Consider the following 16,885-nt stretch of genomic DNA (forward strand, 5'->3'; position numbering starts at 1 on the left):
ACAAATTAGGCCGAAACAAGAAAGCCGAGCCGCGAATCATGATCGCCGGCAACGACGATGTGAGTCCGAAACTCAGACGCCCGCTGCGGTCATGTCGTCGAGCGCCACAGCTGCCAGGTCGGGTCGCAGGACACTCAACTCCTCGAGCTCCTCGTCGGCGCGCCGCTGTACCAGCAACGGAATGAAACCCCGAACCCGGCTGCCCTGAAACTGTGAGTACGCGTGCCGCACGACAGCGGCCACATGAGCTGTGGGAAGTGCGGCGTATTTCTCGGCGAGACGACGCTCGACGTCACTGATCAGCGCCCGCTCTTCCTGAGGCATCCCGACATTGTTGTCCGCAACTCAATGCGGGTCAAGATGGAAGCTAGCCGTCCTCGTCCCGCAGAAACGGCCGGGTGGCGAACAGGTAGATCGCGAACACGGCGAGCGGCGCCAGCAGCGGCAACCACGGCACCCGCAGCGGAAAAGCAGTCGCGGCCAAGCCGACAAGCGTGAAGCCCAGCGCCGATATCAGCGTCGTCGGGCTCACCGAATCGAGACCCACGCCGCTGCTCGCGCTGTGTCGCAGGACCAGATAGACCACCGCCGACAGACCCGCCAGCGCGGCGACAACGGCGGTGGGGCCGGTGACCGCGATGATCGCCGCGGTCAGCAGAACAGCGAGCGTGGCGAGCGGCCGGACCATGGTCGCGCCGGCCACCGCGAGCGCGGCGACCACCGCAAGCGAACGCGCGGTTCCGTGCGCGCCGACACCGACGGCGGCCACCATCAAAAGGCCACACCCAGTGGACAACAGGTGCGCCATGACAACCGATCCGCGCCTCGTCACCGACGCGCCGCCATCCGCCGACGGCGATCGGGCACCGCTTGCATGGACTGATCGAGGGTCCGGTCCGGCAACCAGGGCACCACGTCGACGCCGACGGTGCCCATGTCGCGGTACATCGCCGACCGTTGCAGAGCCCAGATCCGGGCCACCAGCGGATCCTGGACGGCGCGGAACGGCACACCTTGCAACACGTCGACCGCGACAACGACGTGACCGCGACGCCGCAGGTCGATCAGCGCCAACGCGAACTCGGTGTCGAGCAACGTCGAGAAGCCGACGACGATCGCCCCCGAGGGTATAGCCGCCCGAGGCGCCAATGTACCTGTGGTGCTTTCGAATTCGTCTCCCGCGTTCAGCACGGCGTCAAGCACGCGATAGAACTGCCGCTGTCCGATGTCGGCACCGAGCCACCGGGGCCGGCGCCCGCCGAGCGCGACTATCCCGGCCCGGTCGCCGTTGCGCAGCGCGGTCTGCACGACTTGCGCGGCGCCGCGGACGATCCGCTCGGTGGCAACGGTCGCGGGCCCGGCGGGCTGCGGGTAGCCGTCGATCAACACCACCACGTCCGCTGATCGATCGGTCAGCCGCTGGGTCACGTGTAGTCGCCCGCGCCGGGCGCTGACCGGCCAGTTGATCGTGCGTAACTGATCGCCCGGCACGTAGGTGCGGATGTCGGCATACTCGACGCCGCGGCCGAGGTGCCGGGTCAGGTGCGTGCCCAGCCGGTCCAGCAGCTCCGTCGGCGGCAGTGCGGTCGGCTGGGGCGGCGTCATCGGAAACACAATGACCTCGGCCGCATCGACCGTGCCCGACCCGGCGAGTAGTCCGCCGTGCGCGACAACCTCGACCGAGGCGCGCACGGGATAGCGCCCCCACCGTTGCGCACTGATGACCACCGTCTGCCGCTGCCCACGAGTCGCCTGCAGTGTCAGGCCCTGCACCGACGAGGCAATCAGTTGTGTTGCAGTACCCGATGTTTCAGTGCTGACCCAGAGCGTCAGCTGCATCTCCTCGGCTTCGAAGCAGCGCTGCGAACCCGGTTCGGCGTGAACGCTGATTCTCGGCAGGGGTCGTTGCCAGCTCACCGAGCACAGCACACCGAGAAAGGGCGCGGCGAAGGCGACGAGCTGCCAGCACGATCCGATCAAACCGACCGCCAGCGCAATCGCTGCGGAGGTGGCGATCGCCCGCGTCAATGACGATGCGCGCCAACGAAGCTCGAAATCGCGGACCTCGACCACACCGACCTACTGCTCAGCCGCCGTGCGTTCGAGGCACCGGCAATCGCCGTAAGAGTTCCGCGATGATGTCCGACCCTTGAATTTTCCGGACCCACATCTCCGGCCGCAACGTGATCCGGTGCGCGACCGCCGGTGGTGCGAGCGCTTTGATGTCTTCGGGGATCACGTAGTCGCGGCCGAGCAACAGGGCGCGGGCCCGCGCCAGTTGCACCAGATCGAGTTCCGCCCGGGGGCTCGCACCGACCGCCACCTGGGGGTGATGGCGGGTCGCGGCGGCAAGCGAGACGACGTAGTTGAGCACGTCCTCATGCACGCTCACCTGTTCGACGGCCTCGCGCATCGCCAGCAGATCGTGTTGATCGACAACCTGATTGACCGTCGGCTCGGCCGACCCGCGATCGAGGCGACGCCGCAGCATCGACACCTCGTCGCGTTCGGAGAGATAGCGCAGCTCCAGTCGCACGGCGAAGCGGTCCAACTGCGCCTCCGGCAACGGGTAGGTGCCCTCGTACTCGATCGGGTTGTCGGTGGCCAACACGATGAAGGGTTGCGGCAGCGGGTGTGTGACACCGTCGATGCTGACCTGACGCTCGGCCATCGCCTCGAGCAGCGCCGCCTGAGTCTTGGGCGGCGTGCGATTGATCTCGTCTGCCAGCAGCAGATTGGTGAAGATCGGGCCGGCACGGAAATCGAAACGGCCCGACTGCATGTCGTAGACCGTCGAGCCGAGCAGATCTGCCGGCAACAGGTCGGGAGTGAACTGCACGCGGGTGAAATCGAGCCCGAGCGCCGCGGCGAAAGACCGGGCGATCAGCGTCTTGCCGAGGCCCGGCAGGTCCTCGATCAGCACATGCCCGCGCGCGAGCACCGTGGTGAGAATCAGCGTGAGCGCCGCGCGCTTTCCCACCACCACCTGCTCGATCTCATCGAGCACCGCGGCGGCGCGGGCCGTCGTCGATTCCGCGGTCTCCGAAGTCATGTCCGATATCTACCCCCTGTCATACCTGCTCAAGCCGCTCCAGGATTTCTTCCAGCGTCGCCCGGCCCGGCCCGGGCTCGCTCGCCCCCGTACGAGAGACGTTGTTGGGGTCCACCCACGCCCACAGCTCGGGGCCGAAAAGTGTTCGCCCGGTGGCATCGAAGGCCACCGGATCCTTGGCCTGCTTCTGCCTGGCCGCCATCCCGAATCGTCGCGCCAGCATCGGGCGCAGATGCCGGTCCCAGTCGGCCCGCGTCGATTCCGAGCGGTGGATCAGCGTCTCGGTCCGGGACAGCCAGCTGCGTAACGTCTCCTCGAGGGCGTTCGGGATCTCCGGCGGCGGCGGCGGGATATTGCGGCCAAGGACCTGCCGGACGTTGATCAACGCGAAAAGCGCCGCGGCACCCGCCAGCCACAGCACCCAGCGACGGTCATCGAGCGACAGCGCGGTCATCTCCGCACACACCACGATCGAAACGCCCAGCGCAATCAGTCTTTTCACACCGAGCTCCGCATCTCGGCAAGCACCAGCTGCAAGACGTCCGCCGCGCGGCCGCGATGCGTCTCGGTCATCACATGCGGGCTGAACCGCGCCTCTTCGAACAAGGTGACCAGTTCGGTCGCGTTGTCGACGTGCAACGCACCATACTCGACGGCGCGAGCCAAAACCTCTGTCGGAGTGTCGAAATCCCGCGGTGCCGCTCCGGGGAAACGTCCGAGCTCACGTTCCATCGCCGCGTAGCACGCGATGATCGCCTGGCGTGGTTCGTGATTGGGATCTTCGACCTCGGCCAAGCCGCTCTCGGCCGCCCGCGCCAGTGAGCTGGCCGCCGCGGTGACGGGGGCCGGTTCGCCGGAAGCCTGAGTCGCAGCGCTGCGCGGTTCGGGGGCCCGGCGCCACCGGGCCACAACGGCGCTCGCGACGAGCATCACCACCAGCGCCACCGTGCCGCCGATCAGGTAATGCAGCACGTCACGGTCCGTCCCACCGTCTCCGGATTCCGGCCGTGGCGCAGGGTCGCCCGGCGGCGGAACAGTGGCGGATGACGGCGGAGGTGAATGCGGCTGTTCGATGTCGTGCGGGCCCAGGTAGCGCGACAGCAACCACAGCAAGACCAGCCACACCAGGAGCACCGCTGCGCCGATCAGCATCACACGCCAGGCCGGTCGACCGCTGGCGTCGGCAAATCGTTTGGGCGTCGGGCTGGCGCTGCTCGCCGCCTGGCGCGGATCGCGTAGTCGAGCAATCAGCGAGGCGGCGACAATGGCCAGCGACACACCGAGCAGGGCGGCGACGTAGACCAGCGATGCGCCACTGTGGGGCGGCTCTCGATCGACGCGCTGACCGCCGGGGAGGTAGCCGCGCAGCGACGCGGCGACGGCGATCAACAGCACGATCACGGCGACCACGCGGCCAGTCGCCTTATCGAAGATCGGCATACCACTCGACAAGTGCCCATCGTGGCACGGAAAAGAGATGGACGGCCAGCGATCTGCCCAGTCCGGTCCCGAGCGGACCGATCGCGCTCACTCGCGCTCGGCGAGCTCCGCCAGTCGGTCCAGCGAGCCCCGCAGCATGGCGGCCGTCGTGTTGCGGGCATGGACCACCCGGTGCTGATCGGTCAACCGCGTCCAGTCGTAGGTGTGCGTCACCCGGGTGCGGTGATCGTCGAGCGGCTCGAGCTCCCATCGCCACAAGTGCCCGGCAGGCTGCTCACCAGCCGTGGACGGGTTCCAGGCGATACGACGGGCTTCGACGAACTCGACCACGAGATTATCCCGAACGCCGCCATTGGTCAGCGTCATCGTGAAGATGTCACCGACCGCGCGGACCCGTTGCCCGCCTTCGGCATTGGCGAGATTGTCGTTGCCGTCCCACCGCGGCTGTTGCGCCGGGTCGGCGATCAGCTCGAAGATCTGATCCGCGGAGGCGGCGATCTCACGGCTCGCGCTCACCACCCGCAGGACTGCTGTGTCGTCGGACATGGCCTGATTCAAGCACTCAGCCTCGGCGGTAGTCGACGAGGTAGGACGGCAACGAAATCGCCGGATCGAGATCGTCGGCCGGAATCGGCGATCCCGGCTGCAGGGTGAGCGGTAAAACCCCGGCCCAGTGCGGCAACGTGAGGTCCTCCTCGTCGTCGACCGGCCCGCCGGTGCGCACTTTCGCCGAGACTTCCACGAGGTCGAGGGCGATCACGGCGGTCGCCGCCAGCTCGCGGGCGCTGGGAGGCCTGCTGTCGGCGGATCGACCGCGTGCCACGTGATCGACGACGGCCGCCAGCGCGCGCCGCTTCTCGTCGTCGTCGCGTACCAGCCGAGCGTTGCCGACCGCGACGACCGATCGGTACTCCAGCGAATGGTGCATGCCCGAGCGGGCCAGCACCAGCCCGTCGACCAGCGTCACGGTGACGCACACCGGTAATCCGTCGGGCGCGCCGGCGGCCGCCAGCATCGGACCACTACCAGTAGATCCATGCAGGTAGAGCGTCTCATCCAGGCGGGCGTGCAGCGTCGGCAACACCACCGGGCCGGCGTCACCGACGACCCCCACATGGCAGATCAGGGCCTCGTCGAGGATGCCGTGGACGGTGGCGCGGTCATATCGGGCGCGTTCGCGATATCGGGTGGGCGCGGTGCGCGCTGTGGGCGCGTAGGCCTGATCCGCCGTCATGGTTGCCTCCGCTATTGCACTAGTACATAATTTAGTCTGTGCCAGAACAATATAGCATTCGGGGAACCGGTGCCGAATCGATTGCGTCGGACGTCGAAACGGCGATCTCGACCGGCGCTCTGGGGCCGGGTGCCGAACTGCCGTCGATTCGCGATCTGGCCGTCGAGCTGGGGGTGAACGCGAACACGGTGGCCGCTGCCTATCGCCTGCTGCGTGAGCGCGGTGCCGTCGAGACCGCAGGACGGCGCGGCACCCGGGTGCGCGATCGCCCGGCGACCACTCCCCGTTCGTTGCGCGGTATCGCCGTTCCCCCGGGAGCGCGTGACTTGTCCACCGGGAACCCGGATCCCGGCCGGCTGCCCGTCGCCCGACCCGGCGCTCGGCGTAGCAAGCCTGTGCTGTACGGGGATCCGCCGATCTCTGCCGGGGTCGCCGACTACGCCCACGTCTCGCTGACCGCCGACGGCGTACCGGCGGAGCACCTCGCCGTGACGGCAGGAGCGCTCGACGGCATCGAACGGGTGCTCAGCGCCCAACTGCGGCCCGGTGACCGGGTGGCGGTCGAGGACCCGGGATGGGCAAATCTCCTGGATCTTCTTGCCGTGATGGGGTTTTCCGCCGAGCCGATGCGGGTCGACGACGACGGGCCGTTGCCTTCCGAGGTAGATCGGGTGCTGCGGCGCAATGTGCGGGCAATCGTGCTGACCGGCCGCGCCCAAAACCCCACCGGTGCAGCGATATCGGCTGACCGTGCGAAGGCCCTGCGTTCGCTACTGGCCAATCATGACGACGTACTGCTGATCGAGGACGACCACTGCGCCGGCATTGCCGGAGCGCCGCTGCATTCGCTGGCCGGCATCACCCGCCAGTGGGCCTTCGTCCGTTCGGCCGCCAAGGCCTACGGCCCTGATCTTCGATTGGCGATTCTGGCCGGCGATCAGCGCACTGTCGAGCGGGTGAATGGCCGACTGCGGCTGGGTCCCGGCTGGATCAGCCACGTCTTGCAGGACTTGGCGGTCAGTCTGTGGGCCGACAAGGCCGCCACCCGAACGGTGCGAGACGCCGAAGTCGCCTACGCGCAGAACCGCGAACTGCTCGTCGCGGCACTGTCCGATCGCGGCGTGCCGTCACACGGCCGGTCCGGGCTCAACGTCTGGATACCCGTTGCCGACGAAACCGTCTCTATCACAGGACTATTGACCGCAGGCTGGGCTGCGGCTGCGGGCGCGCGTTTCCGGATCGACAGTCCACCGGGGATGCGGATCACCATCGCAGGACTTGGTGCCGCCGACATCGACGCGCTGGCCGACGCGGTCGCCGAGTCGGTGCATGCCGTCGGTCGCGGAAGTGCGTAGTGCGAACCCGATTGTCCACAGTCGGCACCGGAAGAGGCGGCCTAAGCCCCGAACGGACCGAAGCTGCCGTCCAGCACCTGCAGGTGACCGATCGTCCGGCCGGTGACCATCGACGGATCAACCTGAACCAGCTCCGCTGCCGCCCGGGCGAACTCCCCCGCGGTCGAAACCTCGTCGAATTCGCGAGCGTAATACGAAAGACCCGGCGTCATAATCGCTTTCGACGGTGACAGCGCATTGACCGCAATGTTGTGCGGCGCCAAATCATAAGCAGCACAGGACGTCAGGTGCTCCAACGCGGCCTTGGAGCCGCCGTAGCCCGGCAGTACGCCGCCAGCACGATCGGGATAGGGCCCATCACCCGGGAGCCGGGAGGCGACCGAGCTGATGTTGACGATCGAGCCGACGCCCGCAGTCATCATGTCCGGAGCGACCAGCTGGATCAGCTCATACGCGGCGAACACCGCGATCTCGAAGTGCCGGCGATACGCGCTCAGCGGTGTGCCGAGCACCGGTGGAAAGTCGGCTTTCACACCGCTTTGCTGCGTCGTCGCGGGCTTGGCGCGCGCCTGGTCTCCCGGCCTGGGCGGACGGCCCGGCGCGGTGAACGCGGCATTGTTCACCAGAATCGTGATCGGCCCCAACGCATCTCGTGTCTCGCCGACCAGCCGGGCGATGTCGTCGCGGTCGAGCAGGTCGGCCCGGATCGCCACGGCGCGACCGCCGGCCGCCTCGATCTCGTCGACAGTCTGCCCGATCGTGCCGGGAAGCCGGTCGTCCCAGACACTTTCGGTGCGGCCGACGACGGCGACCGCCGCGCCGTCGGCGGCCAGCGCCAGCGCGATTTCGCGGCCCAGCCCACGGCTCGCGCCGGTGACGATCGCCGAGCGCCCGTCCAGTCGTCCAGTCACCGGCCAGACCCTACCTGTTGACACCGTGCACGAGGATCGCGGTGGTCTGGTCCACCCACGCGTCATCGAGCGGTTCGTCGGGGCTCAGCAGCATGCGCAACAACGTCGACCCACCGATCAGTTCGATCAGACGCTCCGGGTCGACGTCCGGATGCACTTCGCCGCGGTCCACCGCTTCACTGAGTCGCATCTGCACAGTGGTGAACAAACCCGCGAACCGCGACATCACCCGGGCGTTCAACTCCGGGTCGGCGCTCATGTCGGCGACCAGACCGGGCAGCGCGGCGCGGACCACCGGGGTCGTGAACACGTCACGAGCGGCCGCGATCATGGCCCGCAGATCGGCGGCCATGCCCCGGGTCGGGCCGACCAGCGCCGTCGGCGCGACCGGAAACGCCGCCTCGTGCACCAATTCGGCCTTGCTCGACCACCGCCGATACAACGCGGTCTTCGTCGTGCCGGCGCGCTCCGCGACCGCGGCCAACGTCAGATTCGAATATCCAATTTGCACAAGCAGATCCGCGGTCGCCGTCAATATGGCAGCGTCGATACGCGGGTCGCGGGGCCGCCCGGCACCCGAAACCTTGTCAACCGCGGATGGGTCTGCTTTCATAACGCTACCCACCGTATCGTAATTGCCTCACGAAGGAGGCGTCCTGTGTCCAGTGAACCCGTGCTCGACCAAGTCGACCGGCTCCAGCGCTCGAGCCGCGACGTGACGACCCTGCCGGCGGTGATGTCGAAGTGGCTGTCGACCGTACTGCCCGGTGGGGCAACACCTCAGGTCACGGTCGAGAGCGGCATCGACTCGACAGGCATGTCCTCGGAGACCATCATCCTGACCGCGCGCTGGGACGAGGGCGGTGAGCCGGTCGAACAGAAGTTGGTGGCCCGCGTTGCGCCTACCGCCGAGGACGTCCAGGTCTTCCCGACGTACCGCCTCGACCACCAATTCGACGTCATCCGCAAGGTCGGCGAGCTGACCGACGTGCCCGTGCCGCGGGTGCGCTGGCTGGAATCCACCGGCGAAGTCCTCGGAACGCCGTTCTTTCTGATGGACTACGTCGAAGGCGAGGTCCCGCCCGACGTCATGCCCTACACCTTCGGCGGCAACTGGTTCGCCGATGCGCCCGTCGAACGTCAGCGTGAGCTGCAGGACGCAACCGTGGGCGTGCTGGCCTCATTGCATGCAATTCCGAACGCCGAAAAGACTTTTGGGTTCCTCGCCGATGGCCATCACGGCGACACCGCGCTGCGCAGGCATGTCAACTGGGTGAGGTCGTGGTACGACTTCGCGGTACCCGACATCGGTCGATCGCCGTTGCTCGAGCGGACCTTCACCTGGCTGGAGGACAACTGGCCGCAGCACGCCGACGCGAGCGAACCGGTGCTGCTGTGGGGCGACGCGCGAGTGGGCAACGTGCTCTACCGCGACTTCCAGCCGGTGGCGGTGCTGGACTGGGAAATGGTGACACTCGGCCCGCGTGAGCTCGATGTCGCGTGGATGATATTCGCCCACATGGTTTTTCAAGAACTGGCCGGTCTGGCGACGTTGGACGGCCTGCCCCAGGTGTTGCGTGAGGAAGATGTGCGCGCCACCTACCAGCGGCTGACCGGCGTCGACATCGGCGAGCTGCACTGGTTCTACGTCTACTCCGGGGTGATGTGGGCGTGCGTGTTCATGCGAACGGGTGCACGCCGAGTCCACTTCGGCGAAACCGAGAGGCCCGACAGCGTCGAGTCGCTGTTCTACCACTCGGGTCTCATGCGCAGACTCATCGGAGAGGATCAGTAATGCCCCACTCACTGGGCCCGCTCGACGAGTTCCCGGTACACCAGGTCGCCCAGCCCATCGCATGGCCGGGCTCCTCGGACCGGAACTTCTACGATCGCTCCTACTTCAATGCCCATGACCGCACCGGGGACATCTTCGTCATCAGTGGCATCGGGTACTACCCCAACCTCGGGGTGAAAGACGCCTTCCTGTTGATCCGGCGCGGAGACACCCAGACCGCCGTGCACCTGTCCGACGCGATCGACCAGGACCGGTTGAACCAGAACGTCAACGGCTATCGTGTCGACGTCATCGACCCGCTGCACAAACTTCGGATCGTGCTCGACGAAACCGAGGGCATTGCAGCCGATCTCACCTGGGAAGGGCTGTTCGACGTCGTCCAGGAGCAGCCGCACCTGATGCGCGCCGGCAACCGGGTGACGCTGGACGCGCAGCGCTTCGCCCAACTCGGCAGCTGGAGTGGCCGAATCGTCGTCGACGGTCAGGAGATTGCGGTCGACCCGGCCACCTGGATCGGCAGTCGCGACCGATCCTGGGGCATCCGCCCGGTCGGCGAGGCCGAACCGGCGGGCCGGCCGGCGGACCCGCCGTTCGAGGGCATGTGGTGGCTGTATGTCCCGATGGCGTTCGACGACTTCGCCATCGTGCTGATCATCCAGGAAGAGCCCAACGGCTTCCGCTCGCTCAACGACTGCACCCGGATCTGGCGCGACGGCCGTGTCGAGCAGCTCGGCTGGCCGCGGGTGAAGATCCAATACCGTTCGGGCACGAGGATTCCCACCGGCGCGACGATCGACGCGACCGCGCCGGACGGCACACCTGTGCACTTCGACGTCTGGTCCAAACTACCGGTGCCGATTCACGTCGGCGGCGGTTACGGCGGCGACTCCGACTGGCTGCACGGCATGTGGAAGGGCGAGAAGTTCGTCGAGCGGCTGACATACGACATGACCGATCCGGCGATCATCGGCCGGTCAGGTTTCGGCGTCATCGATCATGTCGGGCGCGCGGTGTGCCGCGACGGCAATGCGGATCCGGTCGAGGGTTGGGGCCTCTACGAGCACGGCGCACTGGGCCGCCACGATCCGTCGGGCTTCGAGGACTGGTTGACCGTTGCGCCCTAACGTAATTCGTCGATGATCGCCGCCAGCGTCGGCAGACCAAGCGGCGCAGCCTGGTAGAGGCAGACGGTGTCGGCCACGCCGTCGACGCGGTCCCGGATATGCCGGGCAACCTCGGCTGGCGTTCCGCAGGCCGCAATGGTGTGCAGGACCTCGTCGTCGATGAGTCTGCCCATCTCCTCCCAACGACCCTGCTTGGACAGCGCGTTGAGTTCGGGCTGCAGATCCTGCCAGCCGTGGGCGGCCAGCACCGGCTGATACGCCGGCGTCGACCCGTAGAACGCCAGCAGCGCCCGCGTCCGGGCGTGCGCCGCTTCGAGTTCGGCGTCGGTGTCACCCGCCGAGACGATGATCTCGGGCAGCACCGTGAAATCTCGGCCACCCGCCGCCGCCAGCCCTTCGCGCACCCTCGGCATGGTGTGCTCGTGCAGATAGCGCTTCGAGCCGAACGGCATCACCAGAAGACCGTCGGCGTGCCGCGCGACCGCGGTCGTCAGCCGCGGCCCGAGCGCCCCGACATAGATCGGCGGTGGACCATGCGGATTCGGTCCCGGGTTGAAGGTCGGCGTCATCAGCGTGTGCCGGTAATAGTCGCCGCGAAAGTCCAACCGCTCCCCGGAGTTCCAGGCCGCGAAGATCGCCCGCAGCGCCGCGATCAGCTCGGTCATCCTGGCCACCGGCTTGTCGAATTCGGTGCCGAACCGCTTTTCGATCTGCGCGCGGACCTGCGTTCCCAGTCCGAGGATGAACCGGCCCGAGCTCAGCAGCTGGTGGTCGTTGGCTTGGTGGGCCAGGTGAATCGGATTGCGCGGGAACGCAATAGCCACATTGGTCATCAGGTCCAGATCGGACACGGTCGCGGCCAGCGTCAGCGGCGCGAAGACGTCGTGCGGTCCCTCGAAAGTGGCGACACCGGTGGCCCCCGCGTCTCGAAGCTCCCGAGCGCGTTCCGCCGCGTCCGCAAGGCCGTATAGAGCTGTGAAGACTTTCAGAGATCCGCCTTAGGACAGCGCGGGCGGTGTCATGACGTGAGTTCCGCCTGCGGGGTGAGGGAGGCCGTCGAACGCTGACACTACCCAGCATCGATGGGGTTGACTGAAGGGCATGCCTGACACGAATTGGACTGTCGATGTCGTCGTCGTAGGAGCTGGTTTCGCCGGGCTGACGGCTGCCCGCGAGCTGAGCCGGAGCGGCCACGACGTGCTGGTGCTGGAGGGCCGCGACCGAGTCGGCGGCCGTTCGTATACCGGCCACGTCGCCGGTATTCCGGTGGATATGGGCGGCACGTTCGTCGGCCCGACCCAGGACGCCGTCCTCAAGCTCGCGGCTGATCTGGGCATCACCACCGTCCCTACCTACGACGACGGAGCCAACCTGATCCGCTGGCGGGGCTCGGTGCGCTCGTACCGCGGCACCATTCCGCGGTTGTCATTGGCGGGTCTGCTCGACCTGGGCCGCGTGCGTTGGCAATTCGAGCGCATCGCGCGGACCGTCCCGCTGGCCGAGCCGTGGACGGCGCGGCGCGCCGCCCGGCTGGACAGTCAATCGCTGGGCCAGTGGTTGCGATCTGTGCGCGCCGGCAGCACCACCCGTGACTTGCTGGCGATCATGGCGCGGGTGACCTGGGGCTGTGAGCCCGACGAGGTGTCGATGCTGCACGCTGCCCGCTACGCCCGCGCGGCCGGCGGCCTGGACCGGATGCTGGATGTCGAAAACGGAGCGCAGCAGGATCGCTTCGCCGCGGGCACGCAGCACATCGCCGACACCGCCGCGGCTGAACTCGGCGACCGGGTGGTTTTGGAAGCCCCTGTGCGGCGCATCGACTACCGCGCCGACGGGGTCACCGTCATCAGCGAAAAGGGCCGGGCCGCTGCAAGATTCGTCGTTGTCGCGGTGCCACCGGAGCACTGGGATGCCATCGAGTTCAGCCCGGCACTGCCGGCCGAGCACCGACAGCTGCCGCGGCAATGGCCGCAGGGTCGGCTCAGCAAGGCCTACGTCGCATACCCCACCCCGTTCTGGCGTAAGCAGGGACTGTCCGGCGAATCGCTCTCCGACACCGGTCCGGTGTTCATCACTTTCGACGTCAGCCCTCACCCCGACGGGCCGGGAATTCTGCTGGGATTCGTCGATTCCCGCGAGTTCGACCGCCTACCGGACGAGGAGCGCCGGGAACGAGCGATCGAGTGCTTCGCGGCCCTGTTCGGCGACGAAGCGCGCACTCCGGTCGACTACGTCGATCACCGTTGGGGCGCTGAAGAATTCGCACCCGGCGGTCCGACCGCCGCGGTACCGCCGGGCGCATGGACCCGCTTTGGTCCACTGCTGCGGCGGCCGGTCGGACCCATCCATTGGGCGGGCACCGAGACCGCCGACGAGTGGACCGGTTTCCTCGACGGCGCGGTGCGTTCCGGGCAGCGAGCCGCCGCCGAGGTCACCGCCGGCTTACAGGGCGCGTCGCAGCGTCACTGATTCCGCAAGTGTGCGCAGTTCCCGGTTGACTTCCATCGGCCGTTCCAGCATCGAGCAGTGGCCCCCGGGCAGCTCCACCAGGCCGACCAGATTCGGTGCGGCAGCAGCGATCCGGCGAGACTGCACCGGCGGCGTCAACCGGTCGCGTTGGCTGGCGATCACCAGTGTCGGCACGGTCAGGCCGGTGAGGTCGATGTGCTTGCGGCCCATGGCATCCACGAGCGCCTTCCCGCAGCCACCGCGGCCCGCCGGCGAGGTGGCGCTGAACAGCTCGTTGATCAGGGCGCCGACGGCCCGGTCGGCATCCGCGCCGACCGCAAGCATCGAAATCATCTGATGGCTGACACGCCGGGCCAGCGGCGGAACCGCGAACCCACCGAACGTTCCGATCAAGGCGCGTCCGCCCAGAATCCGCGCGGCCGCCAGCGGTGCCGGTACCCCCAGCAGCTGCACCTCGCGCAGGAGGTCGCCGGTGGTGGTGTTGACCAGTGCGACGGCGTCGGCGCGCGACGCCACCTTGTGGCGGTATTGGTCGGACCACGCGGCGATGGCCATCCCGCCCATCGAATGCCCGGCAATCAGGGCGCGTTCACCCGGTGCCAGCGTGGCTTCGAGTACCGCGTCGACGTCGGCCGCGAGGTGACTCAGGCTGTATCCGCCGCGCCGCGGGACACCGCTACGCCCGTGCCCGCGATGGTCGAACGCGATCACCCGGTAGTCACGCGCCAGGTCCGCGATCTGGTAGGTCCAGGCCCGAATCGCACAGGTGATGCCGTGGGCGAGGACGATCGGATAGCCGTGGTCGGGGCCGAAGACTTCGGTGTGCAGCCGGGTGCCATCGGCGGAACGCACCTCGGCAATGCGACTGGGGGGAAGATCCACCGCGAGAGCGGCGCGTTTGCGGGTCGACAGCAAAGTACTCATGAATGCTCCCGTCGGTGCGGCGTCATTGCCGCGTTCGCAGAGTGTATCGGTGCGGACTACCCCACCGTGGCCAGAAAATAACTCGCGCGACATTTTCTTCTGCGCGCTGCACGACCATTCGGTGCGGCCGAGTCGCGTCCGCGATACCCGCGCTGCGGGTACGTGCAGCAGAGATCCGATTTCCAGACTTCCCGGCACGCAGCGGCCATAGACTCGGGCGATCGGGCTGAATTCGTGGACGCAGAATCGGAGAGCGGAGAAATCATGAGCACCATCGAGGCGGATGCAACGACGCAGACACCGTCCGAGCCGGACTCGCACCAGAGCGCGTTCGAAAGCGACGTCGCCACGACACACGCTTATCTGGACAGTCCACGCTTCGAGGGCATCACCCGCCTCTACTCCGCCCGCCAGGTCGTCGAGCAGCGCGGCACCATCCCGTCGGACTACATCGTGGCCCGCGAAGCCGCCGAGGCTTTCTACCCGCGTCTGCGCGAACTGTTCGCACAGAAGAAGAGCATCACCACCTTCGGCCCGTACTCGCCGGGGCAGGCCGTGACGATGAAGCGGATGGGCATCGAGGGCATCTACCTCGGCGGTTGGGCGACCTCCGCCAAGGGCTCGATCAGTGAAGATCCCGGCCCCGACCTGGCCAGCTATCCACTGAGTCAGGTGCCTGACGAGGCCGCCGGCCTGGTCCGAGCGCTGCTGACCGCGGATCGCAACCAGCAGTATCTGCGACTGCGGATGAGCGAGGAGCAACGGGCGCGCACACCGGCGGTCGACTATCGGCCGTTCATCATCGCCGACGCGGACACCGGCCACGGTGGCGATCCACACGTTCGCAACCTGGTCAAGCGGTTCGTCGAGGCGGGTGTGCCGGGCTATCACATCGAGGACCAGCGGCCGGGCACCAAGAAGTGCGGACACCAGGGCGGCAAGGTGCTGGTGCCGTCGGACGAACAGATCAAGCGGCTGAACACCGCCCGCTTCCAGCTCGACATCATGCGGGTGCCGGGCATCATCGTCGCGCGTACTGACGCCGAGGCCGCCAACCTGCTCGACAGCCGCGCCGACGAACGCGACCAGCCGTTCCTGCTCGGCACGACGAACCTGAAAATCCCGTCCTACAAGTCCTGTTTCCTGGCAATGGTCCGCCGGTTCTACGAGTCCGGCTTCAAAGAGCTCAACGGCCATCTGCTCTACGCGCTGCCCGAAGAGCAGTACGCCACCGCCGATGCCTGGCTGGAGCGCAATGGCGTCGTCGAGCTGATCACCCAGGCCGCCGCCTCGCCGGATCACGCACAAGAGTCGATCGACGCCGTGTTCGACGAGATCGAGTCGAAGTTCGTCGATGCCTGGCAGCTCGACGCGGGTTTGATGACCTACGGCGAGGCCGTTGCCGAACTTCTCGAATTCAACGCGAACGATGGCGAATCCAGCGACATGAGCGCCGACGAGTGGCGGGCATTCGCCCAGCGGGCTCCGCTCTACACCGCCCAGCAGAAGGCAAAGGAGCTGGGCGTCAACGTGTCCTGGGACTGCGAGTTGGCCAAGACACCGGAGGGCTACTACCAGATCCGCGGCGGCATTCCCTATGCGATCGCCAAATCCCTTGCCGCGGCACCCTTTGCCGATCTGCTGTGGATGGAGACGAAGACAGCGGACCTGGTCGACGCCCGGGAATTCGCCGAGGCCATCCACGCCGAGTTCCCGGACCAGATGCTGGCCTACAACCTCTCACCGTCGTTCAACTGGGACACCACCGGTATGACCGATGACGAGATGCGGGCCTTCCCCGAAGAACTCGGCAAGATGGGCTTCGTCTTCAACTTCATCACCTACGGCGGACACCAGGTCGACGGGGTGGCGTCCGAGGAGTTTGCGACGTCATTGCGCCAGGAGGGCATGCTCGCGCTGGCTCGCCTGCAACGCAAGATGCGACTGGTCGAATCTCCCTACCGCACACCGCAAACGCTCGTCGGCGGGCCGCGCAGCGACGCCGCGCTCGCCGCCTCGTCCGGCCGTACCGCGACCACCAAGTCGATGGGCGAGGGTTCCACGCAGCATCAGCACCTGGTGCAGACCGAGGTGCCGAAGAAGCTGCTGGAGGAGTGGCTGGCGCTGTGGGGTGAGCACTACAAGATCGGCGAGACGCTGACGGTGCGGCTGCGCCCGCGCCGCGCCGGCTCGGACGTGCTGGACCTGGGGATCTACGGCGACAATGCCGAGGAGCCGCTGGCCAATGTGGTCGTCGACCCGATCAAGGACCGGCACGGGCGGAACATCCTCACGGTGCGCGACCAGAACACTTTCGCCGAGAAGATGCGCCAGAAGCGGTTGATGGACGTCATCCACCTGTGGTTGATCCACCGATTCAAGCCGGAGATCGTGTATTACGTGACGCCGACCGAGGACAACATCTATCAGACCGAAAAAATGAAGTCGCACGGCATCTTCAGCAACGTGTATCAGGAAGTCGGCGAGATCATCGTCGCCGATGTGAACCAGCCGCGTATCGACGAGTTGCTGGCATCCGATCGTGGGGCGCTGAAAAAGCTTATTGCCAAACAGGATTAGG

The 16,885-nt window shown here is 67.1% G+C and carries 17 protein-coding genes; 5 read left to right on the forward strand and 12 right to left on the reverse strand.

Features of this window, described 5'->3' with window-relative positions; genetic code table 11:
• Positions 1 to 72 precede the first annotated feature (72 nt).
• The 8 genes from CYU59_RS16415 to CYU59_RS16450 all read right to left on the reverse strand — a co-directional run bounded on the left by CYU59_RS16415 (position 73) and on the right by CYU59_RS16450 (position 5,726).
• The gene (locus tag CYU59_RS16415) at positions 73 to 324 is read right to left on the reverse strand and encodes a three-helix bundle dimerization domain-containing protein (RefSeq protein WP_292991536.1); all 252 of its coding nucleotides are present in this window, start codon (positions 322 to 324) and stop codon (positions 73 to 75) included.
• Positions 325 to 367: 43 nt separating this feature from the next.
• A complete protein-coding gene (locus tag CYU59_RS16420; RefSeq protein ID WP_292991537.1) occupies positions 368 to 808 on the reverse strand; it encodes a hypothetical protein in 441 nt (146 codons plus the stop codon).
• Positions 809 to 828: 20 nt separating this feature from the next.
• Positions 829 to 2,073, reverse strand: coding sequence for a DUF58 domain-containing protein (locus CYU59_RS16425; protein ID WP_292991539.1), 1,245 nt, complete (start codon positions 2,071 to 2,073; stop codon positions 829 to 831).
• 13 nt (positions 2,074 to 2,086) lie between these two features.
• Positions 2,087 to 3,052 carry a MoxR family ATPase gene (locus CYU59_RS16430; RefSeq protein WP_292991541.1) on the reverse strand — a complete coding sequence of 322 codons (966 nt, stop codon included), beginning with the start codon at positions 3,050 to 3,052 and terminating at the stop codon, positions 2,087 to 2,089.
• A 19-nt stretch (positions 3,053 to 3,071) separates the two neighbouring features.
• Positions 3,072 to 3,554, reverse strand: coding sequence for a hypothetical protein (locus tag CYU59_RS16435; RefSeq protein WP_292991543.1), 483 nt, complete (start codon positions 3,552 to 3,554; stop codon positions 3,072 to 3,074).
• A complete protein-coding gene (locus tag CYU59_RS16440; RefSeq protein ID WP_292991854.1) occupies positions 3,551 to 4,492 on the reverse strand; it encodes a DUF4129 domain-containing protein in 942 nt (313 codons plus the stop codon). The genes CYU59_RS16435 and CYU59_RS16440 overlap by 4 nt, the downstream gene beginning before the upstream one ends.
• Positions 4,493 to 4,579: 87 nt before the next feature.
• Entirely contained in the window at positions 4,580 to 5,038 is a 459-nt protein-coding gene (locus tag CYU59_RS16445) for an SRPBCC family protein (protein WP_292991545.1), read from the reverse strand.
• Positions 5,039 to 5,054: 16 nt separating this feature from the next.
• On the reverse strand, positions 5,055 to 5,726 hold the full coding sequence (locus CYU59_RS16450) for a pyridoxamine 5'-phosphate oxidase family protein (protein ID WP_292991547.1): 672 nt from the start codon (positions 5,724 to 5,726) through the stop codon (positions 5,055 to 5,057).
• 38 nt (positions 5,727 to 5,764) lie between these two features.
• On the opposite strand from CYU59_RS16450, the gene CYU59_RS16455 reads away from it, so the two are divergent.
• On the forward strand, positions 5,765 to 7,081 hold the full coding sequence (locus tag CYU59_RS16455; protein WP_292991549.1) for an aminotransferase class I/II-fold pyridoxal phosphate-dependent enzyme: 1,317 nt from the start codon (positions 5,765 to 5,767) through the stop codon (positions 7,079 to 7,081).
• Positions 7,082 to 7,122: 41 nt separating this feature from the next.
• Here the strand turns inward: CYU59_RS16455 and CYU59_RS16460 are convergent, their stop codons facing one another.
• Complete coding sequence (locus CYU59_RS16460; protein ID WP_292991551.1) at positions 7,123 to 7,992, reverse strand: SDR family NAD(P)-dependent oxidoreductase; 870 nt, start codon at positions 7,990 to 7,992, stop codon at positions 7,123 to 7,125.
• A gap of 10 nt (positions 7,993 to 8,002) precedes the next feature.
• Positions 8,003 to 8,605 carry a TetR/AcrR family transcriptional regulator gene (locus tag CYU59_RS16465; RefSeq protein ID WP_292991553.1) on the reverse strand — a complete coding sequence of 201 codons (603 nt, stop codon included), beginning with the start codon at positions 8,603 to 8,605 and terminating at the stop codon, positions 8,003 to 8,005.
• Between the two features lie 45 nt (positions 8,606 to 8,650).
• On the opposite strand from CYU59_RS16465, the gene CYU59_RS16470 reads away from it, so the two are divergent.
• Both CYU59_RS16470 and CYU59_RS16475 read left to right on the forward strand, forming a co-directional pair.
• Positions 8,651 to 9,787, forward strand: coding sequence for a phosphotransferase family protein (locus CYU59_RS16470; RefSeq protein ID WP_292991555.1), 1,137 nt, complete (start codon positions 8,651 to 8,653; stop codon positions 9,785 to 9,787).
• On the forward strand, positions 9,787 to 10,911 hold the full coding sequence (locus tag CYU59_RS16475; RefSeq protein ID WP_292991557.1) for a hypothetical protein: 1,125 nt from the start codon (positions 9,787 to 9,789) through the stop codon (positions 10,909 to 10,911). Before CYU59_RS16470 ends, CYU59_RS16475 begins: the two co-directional genes overlap by 1 nt.
• On the opposite strand, the gene CYU59_RS16480 is transcribed toward CYU59_RS16475, so the two are convergent.
• On the reverse strand, positions 10,908 to 11,900 hold the full coding sequence (locus CYU59_RS16480; RefSeq protein ID WP_292991856.1) for a TIGR03617 family F420-dependent LLM class oxidoreductase: 993 nt from the start codon (positions 11,898 to 11,900) through the stop codon (positions 10,908 to 10,910). The two genes, CYU59_RS16475 and CYU59_RS16480, sit on opposite strands and share 4 nt — an antisense overlap.
• A 112-nt stretch (positions 11,901 to 12,012) precedes the next feature.
• On the opposite strand from CYU59_RS16480, the gene CYU59_RS16485 reads away from it, so the two are divergent.
• On the forward strand, positions 12,013 to 13,380 hold the full coding sequence (locus tag CYU59_RS16485) for a flavin monoamine oxidase family protein (protein WP_292991559.1): 1,368 nt from the start codon (positions 12,013 to 12,015) through the stop codon (positions 13,378 to 13,380).
• Here the strand turns inward: CYU59_RS16485 and CYU59_RS16490 are convergent.
• The gene (locus tag CYU59_RS16490; RefSeq protein WP_292991561.1) at positions 13,354 to 14,304 is read right to left on the reverse strand and encodes an alpha/beta fold hydrolase; all 951 of its coding nucleotides are present in this window, start codon (positions 14,302 to 14,304) and stop codon (positions 13,354 to 13,356) included. The genes CYU59_RS16485 and CYU59_RS16490 overlap by 27 nt on opposite strands.
• A 264-nt stretch (positions 14,305 to 14,568) precedes the next feature.
• Here CYU59_RS16490 and aceA point away from each other — a divergent pair, with 264 nt between their 5' ends.
• Positions 14,569 to 16,884, forward strand: a complete 2,316-nt coding sequence (gene aceA, locus CYU59_RS16495; protein WP_292991563.1) for an isocitrate lyase ICL2 — start codon at positions 14,569 to 14,571, stop codon at positions 16,882 to 16,884.
• Position 16,885: the final 1 nt, after the last annotated feature.

This window comes from Mycobacterium sp., assembly GCF_002863225.1.
Taxonomy (GTDB): Bacteria; Actinomycetota; Actinomycetes; order Mycobacteriales; family Mycobacteriaceae; genus Mycobacterium.